Origin of the sequence: Branchiibius sp. NY16-3462-2 (genome assembly GCF_001594145.1) — a bacterium.
Lineage (GTDB): Bacteria > Actinomycetota > Actinomycetes > Actinomycetales > Dermatophilaceae > Branchiibius.
Window position 1 is genome coordinate 1 of the sequence record NZ_LVCF01000034.1, and the last position, 24,408, is coordinate 24,408.

The 24,408-nt window shown below is 66.2% G+C and carries 21 protein-coding genes; 15 read left to right on the forward strand and 6 right to left on the reverse strand.

Annotated features, from left to right (window positions below):
• Positions 1 to 100: 100 nt before the first annotated feature.
• Positions 101 to 547: an HNH endonuclease signature motif containing protein gene (locus AZH51_RS09100; RefSeq protein WP_291523442.1), complete on the forward strand. Its 447-nt coding sequence runs from the start codon at positions 101 to 103 to the stop codon at positions 545 to 547.
• Positions 548 to 594: 47 nt separating this feature from the next.
• Here the strand turns inward: AZH51_RS09100 and AZH51_RS09105 are convergent, their stop codons facing one another.
• From AZH51_RS09105 to AZH51_RS09125, 5 genes are all read right to left on the reverse strand, one after another.
• Positions 595 to 2,049, reverse strand: a complete 1,455-nt coding sequence (locus AZH51_RS09105) for a nucleobase:cation symporter-2 family protein (protein ID WP_291523443.1) — start codon at positions 2,047 to 2,049, stop codon at positions 595 to 597.
• 76 nt (positions 2,050 to 2,125) lie between these two features.
• Entirely contained in the window at positions 2,126 to 2,641 is a 516-nt protein-coding gene (locus AZH51_RS09110) for a peroxiredoxin (protein WP_291523444.1), read from the reverse strand.
• Positions 2,638 to 3,486: a bifunctional allantoicase/(S)-ureidoglycine aminohydrolase gene (locus tag AZH51_RS09115; RefSeq protein ID WP_291523446.1), complete on the reverse strand. Its 849-nt coding sequence runs from the start codon at positions 3,484 to 3,486 to the stop codon at positions 2,638 to 2,640. Before AZH51_RS09115 ends, AZH51_RS09110 begins: the two co-directional genes overlap by 4 nt.
• Entirely contained in the window at positions 3,486 to 4,895 is a 1,410-nt protein-coding gene (locus tag AZH51_RS09120; RefSeq protein ID WP_291523448.1) for an NAD-dependent malic enzyme, read from the reverse strand. The genes AZH51_RS09115 and AZH51_RS09120 overlap by 1 nt, the downstream gene beginning before the upstream one ends.
• A 90-nt stretch (positions 4,896 to 4,985) precedes the next feature.
• Positions 4,986 to 5,495 carry an Lrp/AsnC family transcriptional regulator gene (locus AZH51_RS09125; RefSeq protein WP_291523450.1) on the reverse strand — a complete coding sequence of 170 codons (510 nt, stop codon included), beginning with the start codon at positions 5,493 to 5,495 and terminating at the stop codon, positions 4,986 to 4,988.
• A gap of 102 nt (positions 5,496 to 5,597) precedes the next feature.
• Between AZH51_RS09125 and ald the strand changes: the two genes are divergently transcribed.
• The 14 genes from ald (at position 5,598) to AZH51_RS09195 (ending at position 23,309) form a co-directional block, all read left to right on the forward strand.
• Positions 5,598 to 6,713, forward strand: a complete 1,116-nt coding sequence (gene ald / locus AZH51_RS09130) for an alanine dehydrogenase (protein ID WP_291523452.1) — start codon at positions 5,598 to 5,600, stop codon at positions 6,711 to 6,713.
• A 25-nt stretch (positions 6,714 to 6,738) separates the two neighbouring features.
• A complete protein-coding gene (locus tag AZH51_RS09135) occupies positions 6,739 to 7,965 on the forward strand; it encodes an ROK family transcriptional regulator (protein WP_291523454.1) in 1,227 nt (408 codons plus the stop codon).
• A 115-nt stretch (positions 7,966 to 8,080) separates the two neighbouring features.
• The gene (locus AZH51_RS09140; protein ID WP_291523456.1) at positions 8,081 to 9,445 is read left to right on the forward strand and encodes an extracellular solute-binding protein; all 1,365 of its coding nucleotides are present in this window, start codon (positions 8,081 to 8,083) and stop codon (positions 9,443 to 9,445) included.
• Between the two features lie 83 nt (positions 9,446 to 9,528).
• Entirely contained in the window at positions 9,529 to 10,383 is an 855-nt protein-coding gene (locus tag AZH51_RS09145; RefSeq protein ID WP_291523571.1) for a carbohydrate ABC transporter permease, read from the forward strand.
• Position 10,384: 1 nt separating this feature from the next.
• Positions 10,385 to 11,236, forward strand: a complete 852-nt coding sequence (locus AZH51_RS09150) for a carbohydrate ABC transporter permease (protein WP_291523457.1) — start codon at positions 10,385 to 10,387, stop codon at positions 11,234 to 11,236.
• A 37-nt stretch (positions 11,237 to 11,273) separates the two neighbouring features.
• Positions 11,274 to 14,261 carry a glycoside hydrolase family 38 C-terminal domain-containing protein gene (locus AZH51_RS09155; RefSeq protein ID WP_291523459.1) on the forward strand — a complete coding sequence of 996 codons (2,988 nt, stop codon included), beginning with the start codon at positions 11,274 to 11,276 and terminating at the stop codon, positions 14,259 to 14,261.
• 18 nt (positions 14,262 to 14,279) lie between these two features.
• The gene (gene fgd / locus AZH51_RS09160; protein WP_291523461.1) at positions 14,280 to 15,287 is read left to right on the forward strand and encodes a glucose-6-phosphate dehydrogenase (coenzyme-F420); all 1,008 of its coding nucleotides are present in this window, start codon (positions 14,280 to 14,282) and stop codon (positions 15,285 to 15,287) included.
• A 91-nt stretch (positions 15,288 to 15,378) separates the two neighbouring features.
• On the forward strand, positions 15,379 to 15,954 hold the full coding sequence (locus AZH51_RS09165; RefSeq protein ID WP_291523463.1) for a PadR family transcriptional regulator: 576 nt from the start codon (positions 15,379 to 15,381) through the stop codon (positions 15,952 to 15,954).
• Complete coding sequence (locus tag AZH51_RS09170; RefSeq protein ID WP_291523465.1) at positions 15,951 to 16,679, forward strand: ABC transporter ATP-binding protein; 729 nt, start codon at positions 15,951 to 15,953, stop codon at positions 16,677 to 16,679. The genes AZH51_RS09165 and AZH51_RS09170 overlap by 4 nt, the downstream gene beginning before the upstream one ends.
• Positions 16,676 to 19,495, forward strand: a complete 2,820-nt coding sequence (locus AZH51_RS09175) for an FtsX-like permease family protein (protein ID WP_291523468.1) — start codon at positions 16,676 to 16,678, stop codon at positions 19,493 to 19,495. Before AZH51_RS09170 ends, AZH51_RS09175 begins: the two co-directional genes overlap by 4 nt.
• Before the next feature lie 59 nt (positions 19,496 to 19,554).
• On the forward strand, positions 19,555 to 20,622 hold the full coding sequence (locus tag AZH51_RS09180) for a lactate dehydrogenase (protein WP_291523470.1): 1,068 nt from the start codon (positions 19,555 to 19,557) through the stop codon (positions 20,620 to 20,622).
• A complete protein-coding gene (locus AZH51_RS09185) occupies positions 20,622 to 21,149 on the forward strand; it encodes a hypothetical protein (RefSeq protein ID WP_291523472.1) in 528 nt (175 codons plus the stop codon). The genes AZH51_RS09180 and AZH51_RS09185 overlap by 1 nt, the downstream gene beginning before the upstream one ends.
• Before the next feature lie 100 nt (positions 21,150 to 21,249).
• Entirely contained in the window at positions 21,250 to 21,582 is a 333-nt protein-coding gene (locus AZH51_RS09190; protein ID WP_291523474.1) for a helix-turn-helix transcriptional regulator, read from the forward strand.
• A gap of 8 nt (positions 21,583 to 21,590) precedes the next feature.
• On the forward strand, positions 21,591 to 23,309 hold the full coding sequence (locus AZH51_RS09195; RefSeq protein ID WP_291523476.1) for a SulP family inorganic anion transporter: 1,719 nt from the start codon (positions 21,591 to 21,593) through the stop codon (positions 23,307 to 23,309).
• On the opposite strand, the gene AZH51_RS09200 is transcribed toward AZH51_RS09195, so the two are convergent.
• A complete protein-coding gene (locus AZH51_RS09200; protein WP_291523478.1) occupies positions 23,290 to 24,384 on the reverse strand; it encodes a PLP-dependent cysteine synthase family protein in 1,095 nt (364 codons plus the stop codon). The two genes, AZH51_RS09195 and AZH51_RS09200, sit on opposite strands and share 20 nt — an antisense overlap.
• Between the last annotated feature and the right edge of the window lie 24 nt (positions 24,385 to 24,408).

Below are 24,408 nucleotides of genomic sequence, written 5' to 3' on the forward strand. Positions count from 1 at the left end.
GTCGCTGACCTGCTGAACACTCGACCCCGCCAAACCCTGGAATGGGCAACACCCGCCGAAGCTCTCCATCAGATACTCTCAACGCCACCAGAAACCGACGGTGTTGCAACGACCGCGTGAAACTGCCACCGGCGGGCGCATCAGCGCGGGCGAGGCCCGACGCTACGCGTGCAACGCAGGACTCATCCCCCAGGTGTTCGATGGGGCGTCAGTTCCGCTGGACCTCGGGCGGACCAAACGCCTGTTCACGCTTCACCAGCGAAGAGCAATCGAGAACCGCGACGGCGGATGCGTCTTCCCCGGATGCGAACGGCCGCCAGGTTGGTGCGAAGGGCACCACTGGCGCGAGCCCTGGGCGAAGGGCGGCACGACCGATCTGAAGGACGGGATCCTGCTGTGCGGTTCGGACCACCGGCGGGTACATCTCGAGGACATCCCCGTTCGGATGCGGGACGGGCGCGTGGAGTTCTTCATGCACCCGCCCACCGGCGGTCCGAAGCAATGGATCAGTAACCAACGCTTCCGCGTCGAACCGAACGCCCGATGAAGCTGGTCAGCCCTATTCGGCGCGGTGGTCGCGAAATCAGGGACCCGTCAGGCGTTCTCGATGATCGCCTGACGAGCCCGCGGGTGGATCGCCTCGCGACGCATCTGCAGGCGCTCCTCGTCCTCATCGGAGATCGCGCCCGAAGGTGGCGCCTCGGAGAAGATCGGGCCTTCCGCGGAGTCGGAGCGGCCGACGATGTTGAAGATGATGTTCAACAGGACGGCGGTGATCGCCGCGGCGCTGATGCCGGAGTCGAAGATGACGCGGAACCAGGACGGGAACTGGTCGTAGAAGGTCGGCACCGCGATCGGGATGATGCCCATACCCAGCGACAGTCCCACGATCACCAGGTTGGCGTTCCCGGAGAAGTCGACCTTGGACAGCGTGCGGATGCCGCTGGCGGCAACCGTGCCGAACAGCGCGAGCCCGGCGCCGCCGAGGACCGGCAGCGGCACGATCGCGATGATCGCGCCCAGGACCGGGAAGAGGCCGAGCACGAAGAGGATGGCGCCGCTAACGGCCACCACGAAGCGCGACTTGATCCCGGTGATCGCCACGAGCCCGACGTTCTGGGCGAACGCGCTGACCGAGAATCCGTTGAACACACCCGCCACCGCGGAGGCGCCCATGTCGGCACGCAGACCGGCGGTGACCTGATCGCGCGTCGCCGGCTGGTCGATGACCTCACCGACCGCGAGGATGTCAGCGGTCGTCTCGGTCATCGTGACGAGCATGACGATGAACATCGAAATGATCGCGCCCACGGCGAAGGTCGGCATCCCGAAGTGGAACGGCGTCGTCAGCTGGAAGACGCTGGCGTCCGAGATCTTGCTGAAGTCGGTGATGCCGAACGGGATCGCGACGATCGTGCCGAGCACCAAGCCCAACAGGATCGCGATGCGGCTGAAGAAGCCGGGCAGGAATCGGTAGATCAGCACGATCAGCAGCACCGTCAGCGCCGCCACCGCGATGTTCTTCGGGGCCCCGAAGTTCGGTGTGACACCCGGGGTCCCCCCGCCCGCCCACTTGATGGCGACCGGCAGCAGGGAGACACCGATGATCGTGATCACCACGCCCGTGACGACCTCGGGGAAGAACCGCAGCAGTCGGGTGAAGACCGGTGCCAACAGCAGACCCAGGATCGCCGCCACGATCAGCGCGCCGTAGATCGCCCGAAGGCCGGCATGACCGCCGCCCACCGAGGCGCCGATGGTGAGCATCGTGGAGACGCCCGCGAACGACGTACCTTGCACCAGCGGCTGACGAGCACCGAACTTCCAGACGCCGATGGTCTGCAGCAGGGTCGCGAGACCGGACATGAAGAGTCCGGCGGACACCAGGAAGGTGATGTCGGTCGCCGACAGTTTCAGGGCGTTGCCGACCACGAGGGGTACGGCGACCACTCCGGCGTACATCGACAACACGTGCTGCAACCCGTAGAGGAACATCTGCGGGGCCGGCAACACCTCATCGACCGGGTGCTTGGTGGTGACTTCAGACATGGTGAACCTCCGAAAGGTCAACGTTGACCGTCGAATTCGCCGCCGCGGGGGTCGCGGCGCGCTGGGTGAGGTGGCCTCAGCGGGCCGACAGACCGGCGAGCTGGGTGGTCGCGTCGGTGCGACCGTCCACCTCGTAGTCAGCGCTTTCCACCGTGCCGTCGGGACCGACGACGAAGGTGCTCCGCAGCAGGCCGACCATGGCCTGCCCGTTCACGGTCTTAGGACCCCACGCACCCCACCGCTTCGCGACGGTGGCATCCGGGTCGCTCAGCAGAGCGTGACCGAGATCGAATTGGTCTGCGAACCGGGACAATTCGTCCACGGGGTCGGGTGACACGCCGTACACCAACGCGTCGGCGGCGGCGATGGCCGGCAACTCGTCGCGGTAGCTGCACACCTGGTCGGTGCACACCGGGCTGAATGCCTTCGGGAAGAAGTAGATGACCACCCGTCGGCCGGACAGTGCGGCGAGGTCGACGGGGCCGTCGGTGCCCTTCAGGGACAACGAGGGCGCGCGGTCTCCCGCAGCCAGGCGGGCGCCTTGGTCGGAGCTCACGCCTTGGTCGGCGCTCACGCCTCGGTCGGCGCTCACGCCAGACTCCGGGGCAGCCGCATGTGCCGGTTCACGTCCTTGTAGAGCAGGTAGCGGAAACGTCCCGGGCCGCCGGCGTAGCAGGCCTGCGGGCAGAATGCGCGCAGCCACATGAAGTCGCCCTCCTCCACCTCGACCCAGTCCTGGTTGAGGCGGTATACCGCCTTGCCCTCCAGGACGTAGAGGCCGTGCTCCATGACGTGCGTCTCCGCGAACGGGATGACGGTGCCCGGTTCGAAGGTCACGATGTTGACGTGCATGTCGTGCCGCAGGTCGGTCGGATCGGCGAATCGGGTTGTCACCCAACGGCCTTCGGTATCCGGCATCGGTGAGGGCACGACGTCCTCCTCGTGGGTGACGAACGCTTCCGGTGCGCTCAGACCGGCAACGGGCTCGTACGCCTTGCGGATCCAGTGGAACCGAACGGGGGACGTGCTGTGGTTCAGCGCCGTCCACCGCTGCGACGGCGGCAGGTAGACGTAGCTGCCGGCGCGCAGTTCGTGCCGGTCGCCGTCGATGGTGATCGTCATCTCGCCCTCCACGACAAAGAGGACGGACTCCGCGCCGAGGTCGGTCTCGGGACGGTCGCTGCCCCCGCCGGGTGACACCTCGACGATGTATTGCGAGAAGGTCTCGGCGAAGCCACTCAGCGGGCGGGCCAACACCCAGAGCCGGGTGTCGTGCCAGCCGGGCAGGAAACTGGTGACGATGTCGCGCATCACGCCGCGCGGGATGACTGCATACGCCTCGGTGAACATCGCCCGATCGGTCAACAACTGCGACTGGTCGGGATGCCCGCCGTGCGGGGCGTAGTAGCTGGCGGGGCGCACGGGCGCGGTGGTCATCAGATCTCCTCGTGGTTATCCGGCTGGGTGACGGCGGTCGCCTGCACAGCGGCCGCCACTGCGGGCGCGACCCGCGCATCGAAAACGCTGGGAATGATGTAGCTGGAGGTCAATTCGTCCGACGCCACGCACCCCGCGATGGCCTCCGCGGCCGCGACGAGCAACTCGGTCGAGATCTCCCGGGCGCCAGCATCCAGCAGACCGCGGAACAGGCCCGGAAAAGCCAGCACGTTGTTGATCTGGTTGGGGAAGTCGCTGCGTCCGGTGGCGACGACGGCCGCGTGCTCGGCGGCCTCGAGCGGGTCGATCTCGGGATCCGGGTTGGCCAGCGCCAGGACGATCGCGCCGTCGTTCATGGTGGCGACGTGCTTGCCCTCGATGACACCCGGTGCGGAGACACCCACAAAGACGTCCGCGCCGGCGAGCGCGTCGTGCAGAGTGCCGACGAAGCCGGAGGGGTTGGTGTTGTCGGCGATCCACTGCCGGTGCTCGTCGACGTACTCCCGGTCGCGGTCCACCGCGCCGTTGCGGTCGCACGCGATGATGTCGCGCGCTCCCTGCGCCTGCAGGAGCTGGATGATCGCGTGCCCCGCGGCGCCGACGCCGCTGACGACGATCCGCACGTCGGAGATCTGCTTGCCGACCACCCGCAGACCGTTGATCAACGCGGCCAGCACCACGATCGCCGTACCGTGCTGGTCGTCGTGGAAGACGGGGATGTCCAGTTCCTCGCGCAGCCGCCGCTCGATCTCGAAACACCGAGGCGCGGCGATGTCCTCGAGGTTGACCCCGCCATAGACGGGAGCCAACGCCTTGACGATGGAGATGATCTGCTCGGTGTCGGTCGTGTCCAGACAGACCGGCCAGGCGTCCACGTCGGCAAACCGCTTGAACAGCGCGGCCTTGCCCTCCATCACCGGCAGCGCCGCAGCCGGGCCGATGTCGCCCAGGCCGAGCACTGCGGTCCCGTCGGTGACCACGGCCACCGTGTTGCGCTTGATGGTCAAATGCCTTGCGTCGTCGGGGTTTTCGTGGATCGCCAGGCACACTCGGGCGACGCCAGGAGTGTAGGCCCGGGACAGTTCGTCGCGGTTGCGCAGTTCCACCTTGGACTGGACCGACAGCTTGCCACCCAGGTGCATCAGGAAGGTACGGTCGCTGACGTTGGCGACCTCGACCCCTTCCACGGACTTCAGCGCCTCGACGACCTCGGCCGCGTGGGTGACGCCCCGGGTGTAGGCGGTCAGATCGACGACGACACCCTCATGGCCGGACTCGACCATGTCCAGGGCGGTGACGTCGGCGCCGGCGGAGGCTGCCGCAGCAGCCAGAGCGGCGGTGGCACTGAACCCGGCGGGCGCGGAGACCCGCGCGGTGATGCTGTGGCCGGGACTGGTCTGAACCGTCATCGGTGACGCCTCCTTGATTTCCGTATTGTGGAGATTACTTTCCACTTTACGTAACGTCAAAGTTTTGTTGTGTCCTGGTTCACATGAAGCTCAGTCGAAGCGGTGCGACTGCACGTGCTGGAAGATCAGCGACGTCTCGGTGCTGGCCACGTCCGGGATACCGCTCAGGTGCTCGATGACGAAGTCGTTCAGCGCATTGGTATCCGGCACCGCCAGATGGATCATGAAGTCGTGCGTGCCGCCGAGCAGGTAGACGTTGCGCACCCCCGGCAGATCGGCCAGGTGGTGCAGGAACTTGGTCAGCCGGGAGCGGGCGTGGGCGCGCATCCGTACGGCGACCATCGCCTGCAGGGGCCGCCCGGTCAGCGTCGGGTCGATATCCGCATGCGTACCCCGCAGGACGCCGTCCTCGACCAGTCCCCGCACCCGCCCCAGCGCCGTTGACGGCGCCACACCGGCCTTCGCAGCCAGGACATTGTTGGGCGTGCGGGCATCCAAGGAAAGTTCGCGCAGCAGGATGCGGTCGACCTCGTCGATGCCGGAGCGCAGATCCTTCGATCGCGCAGTGTGATCCCGGTCACTCGCAGAATCCGATGCCATCCCCACCGCCTATCGCCGAAGAATCTTCGGACAACCTACTGCTTCCCAGTCGCCACCACTAGAAAGAGAGGGCAGGAACCGAACCCCTCATCAGGAGAGCCCATGCGCGTCGGCGTGCCCCAGGAAGTCAAGAACAACGAGTTCCGGGTGGGCATCACGCCCTCCGGCGTGCACGAGTTGGTCGCCCACGGCCACGAGGTGCTCATCCAGACCGGTGCCGGCGAGGGTTCGCAGATCACCGACGCCGAGTACATCGCGCAGGGCGCGACCATGGTCGATGACCCCGACGAGGTGTGGGGCAACGCTGAGATGGTGATCAAGGTCAAGGAACCGATCGCCAGCGAATACCACCGGCTACGTGAGGATCTCACCCTCTTCACCTACCTGCACCTGGCCGCGGACGAGACGCTCACCAAGGAGTTGGTGCGGGCCGGGACGACCGCCATCGCCTATGAGACCGTGCAGCTCCCCTCCGGCGGACTACCGCTGCTCTATCCCATGTCGGAGGTCGCCGGCTGCCTCGCTCCGCAGATGGGTGCCTACTTCCTGACCAAACCGCAGGGTGGCCGTGGCGTGCTCATGGGTGGCGTCGGCGGCGTCGCCAATGCCAAGGTCGTCATCATCGGCGCCGGCGTCTCGGGGCAGAACGCGGCCAACATCGCCCTCGGCATGGGTGCCGACGTGACCCTCCTGGACACCGACCTGGACAAGTTGCGGATGTCCTTCTGGCGCTACGACAACCGCGTCCACGGCCTCGCGTCCTCTTCGCTGACGATCGCCCAGCAGGTGCGCGAGGCCGACCTGGTCATCGGTGCTGTCCTCATCCCCGGTGCCAAGGCACCCAGCCTGGTCTCGAATGAGCTTGTGTCGCAAATGAAACCGGGCTCCGTGCTCGTCGACATCGCGATCGACCAGGGTGGCTGCTTCGAGGACAGCAAGCCGACCACTCACGCCGATCCCGTCTTCCCCGTGCACAACTCGACGATGTATTGCGTCGCGAACATGCCGGGCGCCGTACCCAACACCTCCACCTGGGCCCTGACCAACGCGACGCTGCCCTACGCGGTGAAGTTGGCCGACCAGGGCTGGCAGGACGCGATGCGCGCCGACCCCGCCCTGGCCCTCGGGCTGAACACGCACGCCGGCGACATCACCTGCGCGCCCGTGGCCGACGCCTTCGGGATGGACTCGACTCCTGTGAAGACAGTCCTCGCCTGACCCGGGTGGCGCCTACGGTGTCCATATGCGTCGAGGCACCAATCTTCCGTCGATCGGTATGTTCAACCGATCGGTCGTGTTGGACGCAGTGCGCCGGTCCGATGGCGGAATCAGTCGGGTCGAACTCGCGACGACCACGGGTTTGTCGCCTCAGACCATCACCAATGTCACCCGGCGGTTGTTGCAAGACGGATTGATCCGCGAGGCGGGCAAGCTCGTTGACGGGCCGGGCAAACCCCGACTCCTGCTCGCCCTCGAGCCGCGCAGTCGGTATGCCGTAGGTGTCCATCTGGACCCGAGTTTCATCACCTCCGTGGTGACCGACTTGCACGGCCAGGTAGTCGCCGACCTACGCATCCCTACTCCCAGACGGGCGCTCCCTGAGCTGGTGCTGGACCGGATGATCGCGACCCTTGACGACCTCATGTCATCGGTCACGGCAAACCGCGAGCGCTTCCTCGGCATCGGGATCGCCGCTCCTGGACCCATCGACATGGAGGCTGGGAGTGTCCTCAACGCGCCGCTCCTGGAAGGCTGGAAACGCGTTCCGCTGCGCGACGCCCTCGCCGAAGCTCTACGCATGCCCGTCGGCCTGGAGAAAGACGTAACGGCGGCGGTCACTGCACACGCATGGCGTGGTCGACCCAGGGCTCATGACTTCGCATTCCTCTACTACGGCACCGGCTTGGGGGCGGGGCTTGTCATCGGCGGCGAGGTTGTCGGGGGAAGCAGCGCCAACGCCGGCGACCTCGGACATATCCAGGTAAGCGATCGCGGTCCGTTGTGCAGCTGCGGCCACCGCGGCTGCATCGGCGACAACGCCAGCCCCGCAGCCATGGTGCGTTCGGCCGCACGAGCCGGCATCGTCCAACTGCCCCAGTCGCCGCTACGTCATTCCGACGTGGATCGCGCATTCACCACCCTGACTCGAGTGGCCGGCGCTGGCGATCCAGCCGCCCGACGCATCGTTGATCGCGTGGCCGGCGACCTGGCCCGCGCGATCGTCATCCTCGCGAACCTGTTGGATCTGGAGTCGGTTGTCATCGGCGGTCCGTACTGGGATCGCCTGGAGCCGTTGGTGATTGAGCAGGTTGAGGCAAAAGCCAACACCGACGGAGCCAACGTATTGACCCATCCCCTCCGAGTCACCAGCTCCGACCTAGGCGCCGACGTCGCGGCGGTCGGCGCCGCCACTCTGGTCCTTCATTCGGTCTACTCTCCACGACCGGCGGGCCTGCTCATCCAAGCGTGACCGGCGTCACAATTCGTCGCCGGAAAGTATTGACTTGAATTAGTCCATACGGTTGATTAATTGGGTTAGATGCCGCGTTGGCCGGCAGGTAACCCAGCAGGAACAGGAGAAGAGGATGAACACACGTCTCATTGCCGCGACGTCGACGGCCCTCGTGGTAGTTGCCGTAACTGGTTGCAGCGCAGGGGGTCTCAGTTCCGGCTCCGGGTCCGGGTCGTCCAAGACAGTGACCGTGGCCTACCAGAAGTACGGCCAGTTCACCCAGATGGACACCTTGATGCAGTCCGTGAAAAAGCAGTACGAGGCTGACCACAAGGGCATCACCGTCAAGCTCGTTCCGATCCAGGCAGCAGAGGCCGACTACTACACGAAGCTGGCGCTGATGAACAAGTCGGCTTCGACCGCTCCGGACGTGATGTACGAGGACACCTTCCAACTGAAGTCCGATGTCACGGCTGGATACCTAGCTCCACTGGACGGCTACGTGTCGAAGTGGTCGGACTGGAGCCAGTTCTACGACAACGCGAAGCAAGCGGGTGTCGGCGACGACGGGAAGACCTACGGCATTTCCCTCGGAACTGATACGCGGGCGATCTGGTACAACAAGCAACTCTTCCAGAAGGCCGGCATCACCGTTCCCTGGCAGCCCAAGACGTGGGCCGATGTTCTCACCGCAGCCAAGACGATCAAACAGAAGCTGCCCGGCGTGATCCCCTTCAACATGTACTCCGGCACCGCTCAAGGTGAGGCAGCATCCATGCAGGGTCTGGAGATGCTGCTGTACGGCACGAAAGACTCGCTCTACGACACCGCGAGCAAGAAGTGGGTCGTTGGATCGCAGGGCATGACTGACTCCCTGCAGTTCGTGAAGGACATCTACCAGGGCGGTCTTGGTCCCACGCCCCAGCAGGGACTCGACAAGAACATCGGCACCACCATCGGGTCTGAGTGGTTACCCCAGGGCAAGCTAGCGATGGACCTCGATGGCTCATGGCAGAGCGGAACGTGGATCCCCAGCGGAGGCACGCCCTGGCCGCAATGGAACACGGTCATGGGTCAGGCCAAGATGCCCACCCAGGACGGCGCCGCACCAGGTGCCACCAGCATGTCGGGCGGCTGGACCTTGGCGATGGGTAGCCACTCCGCGAACAAGGACGCTGCCTGGGACTTCATGAAAATTGCTCTCGACAAAAAGAATTCACAGTCCTACGCACTAGCCGCAAGCCAGATCGCCGTGCGAAAGGACGTCGCTGAGGACCCCTCCTACCAAAAGGCCAATCCCTCGTTCGAGTTCTTCTCTGCACTGGTCCCGGTCACCCATTTCCGACCGGCCACTGCCGACTACCCGAAGATCTCCAACCAACTCCAGGTAGCGATGGAGTCAGTCATGACCGGCCAGTCATCGCCAAGCGCAGCCGCTGCGAAGTATGACTCCGCAGTGCAAGGGATCGTAGGTGCCGACCAGACCACGAAGCAGTGACCAGCCAGACCCTCAGCCTGCCGAAGACACCGGTGCCGTCCGGTGGCGAGCGGGACCCCGGCCGACGCCGTAGGTTCCGTTGGATAGGTCGGGGTGCGCCGCTACTTCCCGCCATCATCGTGCTGGTCATCTTCCTTCTGGGGCCGGTTCTGAGCGCCTTCATCGGAGCGTTCACCAACTCCGCACTCTCTGGTGAGGGCGCGAAGGACAGTCACTTCGTCGGTTTCGACAATTTCCGCGAGTTGTTCGCCAACCCGGACTTCCCCAAGTCGGTATGGCTCACGCTGCTGTTCGTCTTCGCCTCGGCCATCGTGGGTCAGAACGTCCTGGGGCTCGGTCTGGCCATCCTCATGCGATCCGCCTCCGGATGGGCCCGGGCGCTGACCAGCCTGGTGGTGGTCGGCGCGTGGATACTTCCCGAGATCGTGGCGAGCTTCGCGGCGTACGCATTCTTCGCCGCCAACGGCACCCTCAACAGCCTTCTGCATTTCATCGGGCTATCCGGAACGACCTGGCTGTACAGCTATCCGATGCTCTCGGTGATCATCGCCAACGTCTGGCGTGGAACCGCATTCTCGATGCTGGTCTACTCAGCCGCGCTCAACGACGTGCCCGAGGAGATTGTCGAGTCCGCGCGGGTGGATGGGGCAAGTGCCAACCAGCGGTTGGTCTACATCACGCTTCCGCTGATTCGCCGCAGCATCTCCACGAACCTGATGCTCACCACGTTGCAGACGCTCTCGGTCTTCACGCTGATCTACGTGATGACCGGCGGTGGCCCGGGGACAAACTCCAGCACGCTGCCGATCCTCGCCTTCCAACAAGCATTCTCGTTCGGCGAACTCGGCATGGGCACCGCGATCGCACTGATCCTGCTCATTGTGGGAGCGGTCTTCTCACTGATCTACATCCGCGCGTTGCGTCCGGAGGTCGACTGACATGGCAGTATCCACTTTCGCGCTGACGTCGCCGCGACAACGCAACCTCAGGTGGGTCAGCAACTCGATTCTGTTACTCATCGCGCTGATGTTCATCCTGCCGATCGCGTGGGTCGTCCTTGGCTCCTTCGACTCCCGGGCGACCCTGAGCGTGAAGTTTCCCCATCCCTTCACCCTTCAGAATTTCACCAAGATTCTGAATGCCGACACGACCTACATTCCGTTACTCAACAGCGCCATCCTGTCCGGCGGTTGCGCACTCGTCACGGTGGTTTGCGCGGTCCTTGCCGCTTATCCGCTGTCGCGCTATCAGAGCCGGGCGAACAAGCCGTTCCTATACAGCATCTTGTTCGGGACCTGCCTGCCGATCACGGCGATGATGGTGCCGGTGTACTCACTCTTCGTCTCCTTGAACCTGCTCAATTCCTATCCTGGAATCATCTTCTTCATGGCAGCGACGAGTCTGCCGATGGCGATCTGGATGGCCAAGAATTTCATGGACGCCGTCCCCATCTCCCTGGAAGAGGCCGCCTGGGTGGACGGCGCATCGATGATGCGGACGTTGCGCGCGATTGTGGTCCCGCTGATGAGACCCGGCATCGGCGTGATTTTCATCTTCGTGTTCATCCAGTGCTGGGGCAACTTCTTCGTTCCCTACATCCTGATCACTGATCAGACCGCTATGCCGGCTTCCGTCACGATCTACGACTTCTTCGGTGCCAACGGTGCCGTTGCGTACGGACAGTTGGCGGCCTTCTCCCTGCTGTATTCCGTCCCGGTTCTCGCGCTCTACGCATTGGTGCAGCGCCTGTCCGGCGGTGGCCTTGCCCTCGCCGGCGCCGTCAAAGGCTGAGCTGCCCGCCCCCCCACTCGCGAAAGGCATCACCACAGTGCACGACACGTCAGCCCTCATCGAGGCACGCATCATCCGCTTCCACCAGCAGCGCATCCTGCCTGCGGTCCACACGCACGAACAACCCATGCAGGTCGCCGCGTGGGCGGCGCCCGGCGAACCCGTCCCGTTCCATGAGGCCGTGTCTCGCGAGTTCACGCCGTTGAACGAAGGGGACGCGTGGGGACAACCATGGGGTACGACGTGGCTGCGGATCAGCGGAACCGTGCCTTCGGACTGGCCGGGTGATGCGCGCCGTGAGCTGGTGGTCAATCTTGGCTGGAAACCCGGTGCGCCCGGCTTCCAATCCGAGGGGTTGTGCTACACCCCAGATGGCTCGATCATCAAAGCCCTCGAACCCCGCAACTCCTGGATCCCCATCGATGCCTCGTCGGGTGCTGAGTTCACGGTCTACGTCGAAGCTGCGTCCAACCCTGACATCGGCGGGGTGTGGGGTTTCCTGCCCACTGATCTCGGGGACCCGCAGACCGCGCCCGCCAGGCCCCTCTACACCTTCGGCGGGGCTCGACTGACCCAGCTCGACGAGACCATGTGGGGCCTCGAACGTGACGTGTGGACGCTCCTTGACGTTATGGCTCAGCTGCCCCAGACCTCGCCGCGCCGAGCTGGCATCCTGCGGGCTCTGGAGCGGGCGATCGACATACTGGACCCCCAGGACGTTCCAGCGCGAGCAAAGGATGCCCGCCTGAGCCTGGTCGACACCCTCTCCCGACCGGCGGGCGCAACGTCCCATCGGGTCGTGGCCGTCGGGCACGCGCACATCGACTCGGCCTGGTTGTGGCCGACGCGCGAAACGAAACGCAAAGTCGCGCGGACGTTCTCGAACGTTGTCGACCTGATGGACCGCTACCCCGACTTCACCTTCGCCGCGTCCAGCGCCCAGCAGTACGCCTGGTTGAAAGCGGACTACCCCGAGGTGTTCGAGCGGGTCCGGGCACGGATCGCTGACGGGCGTTTCGTGCCCGTCGGCGGAATGTGGGTCGAATCGGACACCAATATGCCTGGCGGGGAGGCAATGGCCCGCCAGTTCGTGCTCGGTAAGGAATTCTTTCTCCGCGAGTTCGGTGTTGAAACCGACGAGGTCTGGCTACCCGACAGCTTCGGATATTCCGCCGGCCTGCCACAGATCGTCACCGCGTCGAACAGCAGCAACTTCCTCACCCAGAAAATCTCGTGGAACGAAACCGACACGATGCCGCACCACACGTTCTTGTGGGAGGGAATCGACGGCACCCAGGTGTTCACCCACTTCCCGCCGGTGGACACCTACAACTCGGAACTGACTGCGGTGGAACTGAACCGGGCCGAGAGTCAGCATGCCGAACGTGGACTGAGTGACCTGTCGCTCGTGCCGTTCGGCTTCGGCGATGGCGGCGGCGGGCCGACCCGGGAAATGCTCGAGGTCGCCCTTCGCAAGGCAGACCTCGAAGGCTCCCCTCAAGTGCGACTCGGTCGCCCTGACGAGTTTTTCGCCTCCGCCGCAGCTGAACTGACCGAACCGGCCGTATGGGTCGGCGAGCTCTACTTGGAGTTCCACCGCGGCACCTACACCTCCCAGGCGCGCACCAAGTTTGGCAACCGGCGTAGTGAACACCTGCTGCGGGAAGCCGAACTCTGGGCGGCAACCGCCGCGGTGCGGACCGAATACGTCTATCCCGCTGACGAATTGCGGGAATGTTGGGAGATCGTGCTGCTGCAGCAGTTCCACGACATTCTCCCCGGATCATCCATCGCCTGGGTGCATCAGGAAGCCGAGCGCAACTACGCGGCGGTCGCCGGACGACTGGGCCAGGTCATCGATGACGCACTCCACACTCTCGACACCGCCCAGGTCGCTAGCTCACAGATCGTCGCGAACGCTGCGCCCATCGTGCAGGAGGGAGTGACGGCCCTCGGTGCCGCACCTTCCACCCCCCAGCCATCCCGGATCAGCAGCGACGGCGGCTACACGGTTCTGGAGACGGACTACTTCACGGCACGTGTCGACGGCCGAGGACACCTGGTATCGCTCGTGGACCACGGGAGCCAGCGCGAAGTCATTCCGCCGGGGCAAAGTGGCAACCAGTTGCTGATGTTCCACGACATCCCCAACCAGTGGGACGCCTGGGATATCGACAAGTCCTACCAGCAGACGCCGCTGGCTGCGCTGGACGCGGCGGACGCACCCACCGTCAAAGGTGACGCGCTGCAGGTCCGCTACCTCACCGGTAATTCGACTGTCTCCCAACGACTTTGTGCCTCGCCGGACGGTCGCGCCTTAGATATCGAGACCACCGTCGATTGGCACGAACAACAGAAACTACTGAAGCTGGGGTTCCCGATCGACGTACACACGTCGGAGGCAGCGTTCGAAGTCCAGTTCGGACACATCCGACGGCCCACGCACACCAACACCTCGTGGGACAGTGCGAGGTTCGAGGTTTCCGGGCACCGCTGGGTGCGAGTCGAAGAACCGGGCTTCGGTGTCACCCTCGCCAACGACCGCGTCTACGGCCGTGACGTGACGCGGCACGTTCGCGAGGGCGGCGGCACCTACAGCCTGATCCGGGAATCTCTGCTCCGGGCACCTCGTTTCCCCGACCCGCACGCCGACCAGGGCGAGCACGTGTTCCGGCATTCGCTGCGGGTCGGATCGCTGCTGGACGGCGTCGCCGAGGGCTACCGGCTGAACCTTCCGCTACGCCCGACCGCAGGCCCCATCGAACCGTTGGTCCGGATCGACGGGTCCCCAGCCGTCATAATCGAAGCCGTCAAACTCGCCCAGGACGGCAGCGGAGATGTGATTGTCCGGCTCTACGAGGCGGCCGGCGGTCGTGCCTCCGCTCGATTGGTGCCCACCTTCGACCCTGGCGCCGCCTCCCGCACCGATCTGCTGGAACGCCCGTGGCCGGAGCAGCCGGACGATGCACTGCGGCTGGACCTACGCCCCTTCGAACTGGTGACCATCCGGATCGCGCGCGCCTGACCGGGCTAGCGTGAGGTCATGACCCTGCGCATCGGATACAAGGCTTCGGCGGAGCAGTTCGCACCCCGGCGGTTGCTGGACTACGCAGTCCTCGCCGAGGAGATCGGGCTGGAGAGCGTCTGGATCAGCGACCACTTCCAGCCCTGGCGGCACCACGGTGGCCACGCGCCGTACTCGCTGAGTTGGCTTGCGGCCGTGGGCGAACGCACCGAGCGCGTCCAATTGGGTACGTCGGTCATGACCCCCACGTTCCGCTACAACCCCGCCGTGGTCGCCCAGGCGTTCGGCACCCTGGGGTCGCTCTACCCGGGGCGGATCGCGCTCGGCGTGGGCACGGGTGAGGCACTCAACGAAATCGTTGTCGGCTCAGTGGATTCCGGCGAATGGCCGGACTTCAAGGAGCGCTTCGCGCGGCTGCGCGAGTCGGTGCGGCTAATGCGCGCGCTGTGGTCCGGCGAGCGGGTCAGTTTCGAGGGCGACTACTACCACACGGTCGACGCGACGATCTATGACAAGCCGGAGGAGCCGATCCCGGTCTACGTCGCCGCGGGCGGACCGACGGTCGCCAAGTACGCCGGTCGGATGGGCGATGGGTTCATCTGCACCTCCGGCAAGGGCGAGTCGCTCTACACCGAGAAGCTGATCCCGGCGGTCGAGGAGGGTTTGGAGCTGTCCAAGCGGGACAACATTGACCGGATGATCGAGATCAAGCTGTCCTGGGATCCCGATCACGAGAAGGCGGTCGAAAACTGCCGCTTCTGGGCGGCACTGTCCCTGACGCCGGAGCAGAAGCACGGCACGAGCGACCCGCTGGAGATGGAGAAACTCGGCGACGCGCTGTCCGATGAGCAGATCGCGTCCCGCTGGATCGTGTCGTCCGACCCCGACGAGGTCGTGGCGGCAGTGAAGCAGTACGTCGACTGGGGTTTCGACCATCTGGTGTTCCACGCGCCGGGCGATGATCAGGAGCGCTTCCTGCGCACGTTCGGGGAACAGGTGCTGCCGGGGTTGCGCGACCTGGGCTGACACGCCGCTGCTTGACCCGGGGTTATACGCGGTATAGGTTCCTCTCACCCTTACTCGGTATACCCAGCACCTACATACCCCGGGAGTCACCGTGTCCGTCCGCTACGGCCTGCTCGCCCTGCTGTCCGAAGGCCCGATCCACGGCTCCGGCCTGCGGGCGCAGTTCGAAGCGCACACCGGGGGCACCTGGCCGCTCAACGTCGGGCAGGTCTTCACCACCCTCGCCCGCCTGGAGCGCGACGGCCTGGTGGAGCAGACCGGACCCGCCGACGACGAGGGCAAGATCGAATACGCCCTGACCGACGCTGGCCGCGCCGAACTCGACACCTGGTGGTCCTCCCCGGTCGAGCGCACCGGCAGCCCGCGCGATGAGTTGGCGATCAAGTTGGTGCTGGCCGTGACCCTGCCCGGCATCGACGTACGCCGAGTGGTCCAGACCCAGCGCACCGCATCGATGGCGCAACTGCGGGACCTGACCCGGTTGAAACGGTCCTCCGACAAGAACACCGACATCGCCTGGACGCTGCTGCTGGAGAACCACCTCTTCACCACTGAAGCCGAGGTGCGCTGGCTCGACTACGTCGAGTCGACCCTGAGCAGGAGTCGCCAATCGGTCCGCGCCGCAATCACTTCCGACTCCCCCGCGACCCAGGAGGTCACCCGATGAACGGCACCCCGATCCTGCAGATGCGCGGTGTCACCCGCGTGCACGGCACCGGCCCACAGGCGGTGCACGCGCTGCGCGGCATCGACCTGGACGTGGCCCGCGGCGAACTCGTCGCCGTGATGGGTCCGTCGGGTTCGGGTAAGTCGACGTTGCTCAACCTGGCGTCGGCGCTGGACTCCCCGACCCACGGAACGGTGATCGTCGACGGAGTCGACCTCGGCGGCCTGTCGCCGGCCCAGATCGCCCGGATCCGTCGGCGCAAGATCGGCGTCGTCTTCCAGGACTTCAACCTGATCCCGTCGTTGACGGCCGGCGAGAACGTGTCCCTGCCGTTGGAGCTAGACGGCTTCTCGGTGCGCAATGCCCGCACCGAGGCGCTCAAAGGCCTTGATTCCGTGGGGCTTTCAGAGCTGATCGACCGCTACCCGGATGCGATGTCCGGTGGCCAACAGCAGCGGGTCGCGATTGCCCGCGCTCTGGTCGGCGACCGCTGTCTGGTTGCCGCCGACGAACCGACGGGTGCGCTGGACACCCAGACCGGTGAGGAAGTCCTGCGGGTCCTGCGCGACCGCTGTGACGATGGAGCCGGCGGTCTGCTGGTCACCCACGACGCCCGGCACGCTGCGTGGGCCGACCGGGTCGTGTTCCTGCGCGACGGTGAGATCGTCGATTCGACCGGCATTTCCACCGAGCCGGAGGACCTGTTGCGCGAGGTCGGCGCATGACCCTCCTGGACGACCGCCCCGCCGTGTCGCGTCCGCCAGCCGCCTCGGGGGCGGCTGGCTGGCGCGGCAGTTGGCGGGTCAGCCTGCGGATGGCCCGACGCGACGTACGCCGACACAAGGGTCGCAGCGCCATCGTCGCCCTGATGGCCGGACTGCCGATCGCCCTCCTGTGCTTCGCGTTCACGATGTTCGCCACCACGAATATCACTGGCGCTGAACGGATCCCCGCCGAATTGGGAAGCGCCGCAGCCTCGGTGGGCGTGGGCCAACTCGGACAGCACATCGAACAGGCGCCCGACGGAGATGGCTGGTCATCGTCAGAGACCCCCGGCAAGTCGATACCTGGTTATTCCCCCAGCGGCCCCCTATCGGCGCAGACGGCAGCCATCGGCGAACTGGTCGATGGACACGCTGTGGTCAACGACACCGCCAGTGGCCGCATCCAGCTGTCCACTTCCAACCCCGAAGCACAGATCGGACAGCTGAATCCAGACGGGGGTGCCACACCGATAGCTCACCTGGTCAGCGGTCGTTGGCCCAGTGGGCCGACCGAGGCTGTCGTCTCGCAGGACAGCCGCATCGGGTCGCTGCCGACGACCGGCCCCATCACGGTGCTGCTGAACGGGCAGAGACACCACCTGAACGTCGTGGGTGTGGTGACCACCGCGGCCCGCGTCGATGTGTTCACGCCGCTCGACATCGGCGCCCAGAACTCCCCGGTTTGGCTGATCGAGCGCAGTTCGCCGGTGACGTGGGCGGAGGTGAAGCGACTGAACCAGTACGGGTTGACGGTGCTGTCTGCCGATGTCTTGCGCAATCCCCCGCCAGCCAGCGAAGTGTCGCAAGACGTGCAGGGCTCAAGCAGCGACGCGGGCGCCTGGGTCCTGGGCGCAGTCTTCCTTGCACTGATCGTGATCCTGCTGACCGCACCCGCGTTCGCGGTCAGCGCCTCCCGACAGCGCAGGACCCTTGCGCTTGCCGCAGCCAACGGTGCTGAGCAGCGGCAGTTGCGACGCGCCGTACTGGCCCAAGGGGTAGTCCTCGGCGCGCTCTCGGTACTGCTGGGCGCTGCAGTGGGGATAGCTACTGCGTACGTCCTGACCCAGTGGTTCCCACCCGCCGACAACTGGAACGGCCCGTGGGATGTGCCGTGGCTGGCGATCCTGGGGATCTGCCTGCTGGGTGTCATCGCCTGCGTCACTGCTGCGTTGCTTCCCGCGCTGCGCCTGGGCCGGTTGGACGTGGTCGGCGTGATGAAGGGGCAGAGCGTCTCGCCGCCCCTGCACCGGTGGATCGCCTGGCTCGGACTGGCAGTGACCGGCGTCGCCACGGCCTTCCTCCTGCTGGCGCCGATGAGCAACCCGCGCTTCGTCACCCAGTCGCCGACCAGGGACGTGTGTGCGGCAGCCATCATCGCCCTCTGCCTCGGTGGCCTGATGATCGTGCCCTGGATCCTGGTGACGCTGGGACAGCACAGCACCCATCTGCCGATTTCGCTGCGCCTGGCGGCCCGCGACACCGCCCGCCACCGCTCGCGGTCGATCCCCACCGTGGCGGCAACGCTGGCGGCCACTGCAGCGGTCAGCGCGGCCCTGGTGACGTTTGCTTCGATCGATGCGTACGACAGCCGCAACTACGTGGCGTCCACGCTTAATGGCGAGGCGTTCGCGAACTCCCTGTATGAGGGCAGCCCAGACACCACCAGGGAAGTCACCGCCGCCACCGAGAAGCTCTATCCGGGGTTCGTCATCACACCGCTGCGTACCGTCTCCGACCCCTACATCGTCGCGTCGAACAGCTACGACCCGCAGGCCAAGCCCGTGACCAAAGGCCACATCACGGCGGTGTTGCTGCCGGGGTGCACCCTGCAGCAAGCGGCCGAATACCCGACGACCGGGTGGAGCAGCGACGGCTCGACACCCAACCCCGACCATTGCAATCGCTATTCGAGCTCGGGTTTCGCACCGAACAGCAACCTGGCGGTGCTGCCGGCCAGTGAGATTGCTCGACGGTTGAATCTGTCCACCGCTCAACGAGATGCGCTCGATCACGGGGCGCTGGTGATGCTGGGCAGCGACCTACCACGTGAGATCACCGTCGCAAGCGCCGACTACACCATGGGCGATACAGAGACCACCTACGGCAAGGTCGCCCAGCACACCGACATCCCGGTGCTGGCGATCCCGCCGACCGGTAGCCGTAAGGGAGCGTTCACGTCCGTCGCCGGGGTCCTGGCCACCCCGCAGACGGCCGCAGCGCTGGGCTGGACCGCTCACCTGGTCGAGTCCGGCGCCCTGATCCGCGACCCCTCCGGAGCGATCAGCTCTGAAGCCGAGCAGCGGATCAACGATCAACTGACGACGACGTCCTTCACGGTTGAGCGCGGTTTCCGCAGCGACAGCGCCACGATCGTCGCGGTACTGCTCGCCGTACTGATGGCCCTGCTGCTGGTCACCACGTTGACATCGACCGCGCTCGCGATGGCGGAGCAACGCGGCGAGGACGCAACGATGGCAGCGGTCGGCGCCACTCGACGTACTCGCAGATCCATGGCGGCCGGGCACGCCTACTGGCTGGGCACCCTGGCCACCTTCTTCGGCGCGCTGGCCGGCATCGTCATCGGCCAGGGTCTGGCGCGGCTCGCGGTGGGCCAGAAGATGGCCTATCCGGACGGAACGGTGCCCGATGCAACTGTCTTCGTGCGCATACCGTGGCTGCCCATCGCAGCGATCGTGCTGATCGCGCCGCTGGTCGCGGCGGCCCTGGCGTGGCTGGCGGTCCGCCGAGCGCCGCAGGTGACCCGTCGCGCCACCTGATCAGGCACGCCACGTGAGCACGCAACAGGGCCGAAACACCGATCGCCTACCGTGGCAGCGTGGATGTAGCGGTGATCGGAGCGACCGGTGACATCGGACGGCAGATCTGCGCGCAGCTGATCGAGCGCCGGGTGGTGCCGACGACCTCGCGGCTGCAACTGGTCGGGCGCCGCGGTGGTTCGTCGCAGACCGCCGCCCACGGGTTGCGGGCCGACCTGCGCGACGCCTACTCCGAGCACGCGCCGCTGATCGACGTGGCCGTCGCGCCCGAGGATGTGGTCGCCGACGTCATCATCATGGCCGCCGGCGCCACGCCGCCCGCCGCTCCCGGGGCGGTCGTCGACCGTCGCGAGTTGGCAGCCGTCAACGCCCGCGTCTTCTCCCAGTACGCCGAGCGCCTGGCCGAGCACGGAGCCGGCCACGAAGTCGTGATCGTGGTCTCCAACCCGGTCGAACTGGCGGTCGGCCTGCTCGCCGAGGCGCTCGGTCGGCACCGCGTCATCGGGATGGGCGCCTGGCTGGACACGTTGCGGTTCCGTCGCGAGATCGCCTCCACGTTGGGTTTCCCGCGGCAACGCATCGGCGGTTTCGTCGTCGGCCCGCACGGCGATGACCTGGTGCCGTTGTGGTCGACGGTCCGGGTCACGGGTTTGACTGTGTCCGAACGGAAGTCAGCTGTCCGACGGGCCCGCGGTGACCGCTCGCTGGACGACTTCGACGCCGAGATCGAGGCCGCCAAGACCCGGATCGGCGAGGTTGCATCCGTCGACATGACTGCTGCGTTCGCGGAGATCTACGACTGGCCGCCGGACCTGCGGACGGTCACCCGACCGTGGCTGACACACCAGAGCGGGGCTAAAACTGCTTCCGGTACGGCGAACGCGACCGTTGAGTTGATCGACACCTTGTTCGACGGCCGGGAGATCGTCGTCGCCGGGCAGGTCCGTCTCGATGGCGAGATCTCGGTGACCGGTGAGCCGGTGCGATCCGTGACCGGTGTCCCGGTCGTCCTGGGTCCGGAGGGCTGGAAACAGGTGCTGCTGGACGACCTCGCACCCGATGAGGAGCGCCGCTTCCGGGCCAGTCTCGACAAGACCGACGCCATGCTCGCGCAGTGGGGGTTGTGATGGACACTGACACCGACACCGACGAGATCGGCTACGTCGCCTTCGTCCGCGGCGTCGACCGCACCGGCACGCTGACCTCCATCGCCACAGCCATCTCGACCCGCGGTATCAGTTGTGATTCCTTTGCTACCAACGACTTTCGCAGCGGTACGGCCGCCATCACGGCCGTCTTCAGGACCTCGGAGCGGCTGCAGAAAGCCCTGGCGCGCACGCTGGAGCGGCTACCCGCCGTACACGAAGTCACGATCCTGCCGCTGTCCGACGAACGGGTGCACGCGAGCGCGGTGCTGATCCTGCCCGATAACCAGCCGTTCCATCCGCCGGTAGACGTCACGCTGCGCTGGTCGGGTGATCCCACACGCGGCCAGCCGGTGCTGATGGAGGGACAGTTCGCCCAGGTGCAGGCCACGGTCGAGTCCTCGACGGCCAGGGGCGCGAGCCTGGTGGCGATGGCGATCCTGCCGCCGCACGTTCTTGAGGATCACGACGTTCCTGAGGACCCCGCGCCCATGACAGATCCTCACTAACGTCGATCTCCTCAGAATCGGCGGCCGCCGCCCTCCGGCGTGTGGCATCATATGAAGACTTCTTCAAGTGATGAAGCATGCGATTGTCAGGAGGCGCCGGATGCCGGTCCCGCTCTATCAGGCCAAGGCGGAGTTTTTCCGCACCCTCGGCCACCCGGTCCGCATCCGCATCCTGGAACTGCTGTCCCAACGCGAGCACGCGGTCCACGAACTGCTCGCCGAGATCGAGGTCGAAGCCTCCAGCCTGTCGCAGCAGCTCAGTGTGTTGCGACGCTCGGCACTGGTCACCTCGCAGCGGCGGGACGGCGAGGTCATCTATGCGATCGCCGTACCCGAAGTGAACGATCTGCTCCAGGCCGCCCGGCAGATCCTCTCGGCGGTCGCCGCCGAACAAGCCGACCTCGTCGCCCAACTCGCCCGCACCACCCACTGAAAGCACCCATGAGCACCACCGCTGAGTCCGTCACGCCGCTGCAACGGGTGACCCGCCTGCTGCCCACCCGCGCCGACCTGGATGCGATGCGCACCAACCCGCGCCGCGACCTGCTCGCCGGGCTGATGGTCGCGCTCGTCGCGCTGCCCCTGGCCCTCGGCTTCGGGATCAGCTCCGGCGCCGGAGCCGCCGCCGGCATCGCGACCGCCATCATCGCGGGCCTCGTGGCCGCTGTCTTCGGCGGCAGCAACCTGCAGGTGAGCGGACCGACCGGCGCGATGACCGTCGTGCTCGTTCCGATCGTCGCAACGTACGGCGTGCCCAGCGTTCTCGTCGTCGGTGTCCTGGCCGGGTTGTTGCTGGTGGTCCTTGCGCTGGCGGGAGCCGGGCGCGTGATGCGCTACGTGCCGGTTCCCGTCATCGAGGGTTTCACCATCGGCATCGCGCTGATCATCGGACTGCAGCAGGTCCCGGGCGCGCTCGGGGTGCACGTGAAGGCTGACGGGGTCATCGCTACGGCGGTGAAATCAGTGCAGGAGTGGTTCAAACATCCGCACTGGGCACCGGTATTGATCGCGCTCGCGGTGGCCGCTTCCATTCTGTTGCTGGCCTGCATCCGACCCGGGATTCCCGTCGCTCTCCCCGCGATCATCGTGGTCACGCTCTTCAACCTATGGATGCACCTGGGCGCCGAGCAGATCGGCAAGATTCCCGCGGGTCTTCCCGCGCCGAGCCTGCCGGACCTGGCTCCCAGCACCGTCAAACAACTGGTGATCCCGGCGATCGCCGTGGCGGCGCTGGCTGCCCTGGAGTCGTTGATGTCGGCCAGCGCGGCCGATGCGATGACGGTCGGGCAACGACACGATTCGGACCGCGAACTCTTCGGCCAGGGCCTGGCCAACATCGCTGCTCCCCTGTTCGGCGGTGTGCCCGCGACCGGCGCCATCGCCCGGACCGCCGTCAACGTCAAGACCGGTGCGCACTCCCGGCTCGCGGCCATCACCCACTCCCTGCTGCTGCTCGCGGTGGTCCTGGTCGCCGGTGGCCTGGTCGGCAAGATCCCGCTCGCGGCACTGGCTGGTGTGCTGATCGCGACCGCCGTGAGCATGGTCAGTGTCTCCAGTGTCCGGACCCTGATGCGGGCGACAAAGCAGGATGCCGCGGTCCTGGCGATCACCGCTATCGCCACCGTGGCTCTCGACCTGGTCGAAGCCGTCATCATCGGCATGATCGTGGCCGGTGGCCTGGCCCTCAAGCAGGTCGCGGCCAGCGCGGCCGTCAGCACCGAAGACGTTGCCACACTTGCCGATTCACCGGCAGACGACATGGAACGTGAGCACCTGCTCGACGAACACATCGTCGTCTACCGGCTGGAGGGGCCGTTGTTCTTCGCGGCCGCCCACGACTTCCTGCTGGAGCTGACCCGGGTCAGCGACGTGCGCGTGGTCGTGCTGCGGATGGCGCACCTGACGGCGATCGACGCGACCGGCGCAGCGACGCTCGCCGATGTGATCACCCGGCTGGAACGGCGTGGCATCACGGTGATGCTGTCCGGCGTCCGACCCGAGCACGCGGCGATCTTGCAGGGCCTCGGCGTCTACGACACGATCGCGCACGAGCGGCACATCTTCGCCACCACTCCGGAGGCAATCGCGCATGCCCGGGTGCACGCCTCCCGCGTCCCGCACGACCCGGGTTCCGCGGAGGTCAGCCGAGCACTTCGGTGAGCGATCGGCGTACGTCGATCGCGAGCTTCTCGTCGCCCATCCCCTGGGCGGCCAGCCACTGATCGTCGTCGTACGTCGAGGTGTAACGGTGCCCGTCGTCGCACAACAGCGTCACGATCGAGCCCTCTTCACCACGGTCCGCCATCTCGGCCGCGAGCACCGCTGCTGCAATGAGATTCGTCCCTGTCGACGGCCCCGCGACGCGGCCCATCCGTGAGCGCAGATAGCGCATCGCCTCGACCGACGCACGGTCCGGCACCCGGATCATCCGGTCGACCACCGACGGCAGGAAGCTCTCCTCCATGCGCGGCCGGCCGATCCCCTCGATCCGCGACGCCGTCCCGGTGACCGACCGATCACCGGCCGCCCAGCCGTCGAAGAACGCCGAGCCCTCCGGGTCAGCAACGCACAGCCGCGTCGCCGCGCCGGTGTACCGCAGATAGCGCCCGATCGTCGCGCTCGTGCCACCGGTCCCCGCACTCACCACGATCCAGGTCGGTTCGGGATGCGGCTCCTGCGCCATCTGCCCGAAGATCGACTCGGCCACGTTGTTGTTGCCACGCCAGTCGGTCGCGCGCTCGGCGAACGTGAACTGGTCCATGTAGCAACCACCGGTCTCCTGGGCCAACTGCCGCGCCGCCGCGTAGATGTCGCCGGCGGAATCGACCCGGTGACACGTCCCGCCGTACTGCTCGATCAGCGCCAGCTTCGACGGGGAGGTGGACGCCGGGACCACGGCGATGAACGGCAGCCCCAGCAGCTGCGCGAAGTACGCCTCACTGACCGCCGTTGAGCCACTGGAGGATTCGATGATCGTCTGACCCTCGTGGATCCAGCCGTTGCACAACGCGTAGAGGAACAGCGAGCGGGCCAACCGGTGCTTCAGGCTGCCCGTGGGCAGCGTGGACTCGTCCTTCAGGTACAGATCGACGCCGCGGCACCGCGGCGACGGGAACCGCAGCAGGTGGGTGTCCGATGACCGGGTCGCGTCCGCCTGGACCGCCCGCACCGCCTGCCGCACCCACGCGCGGCCGTTCTCGTCGTACCGGTCGATGTCCTGCACCAAGTCACTCATGCTCCCCACCCGTCCATTGTCGCA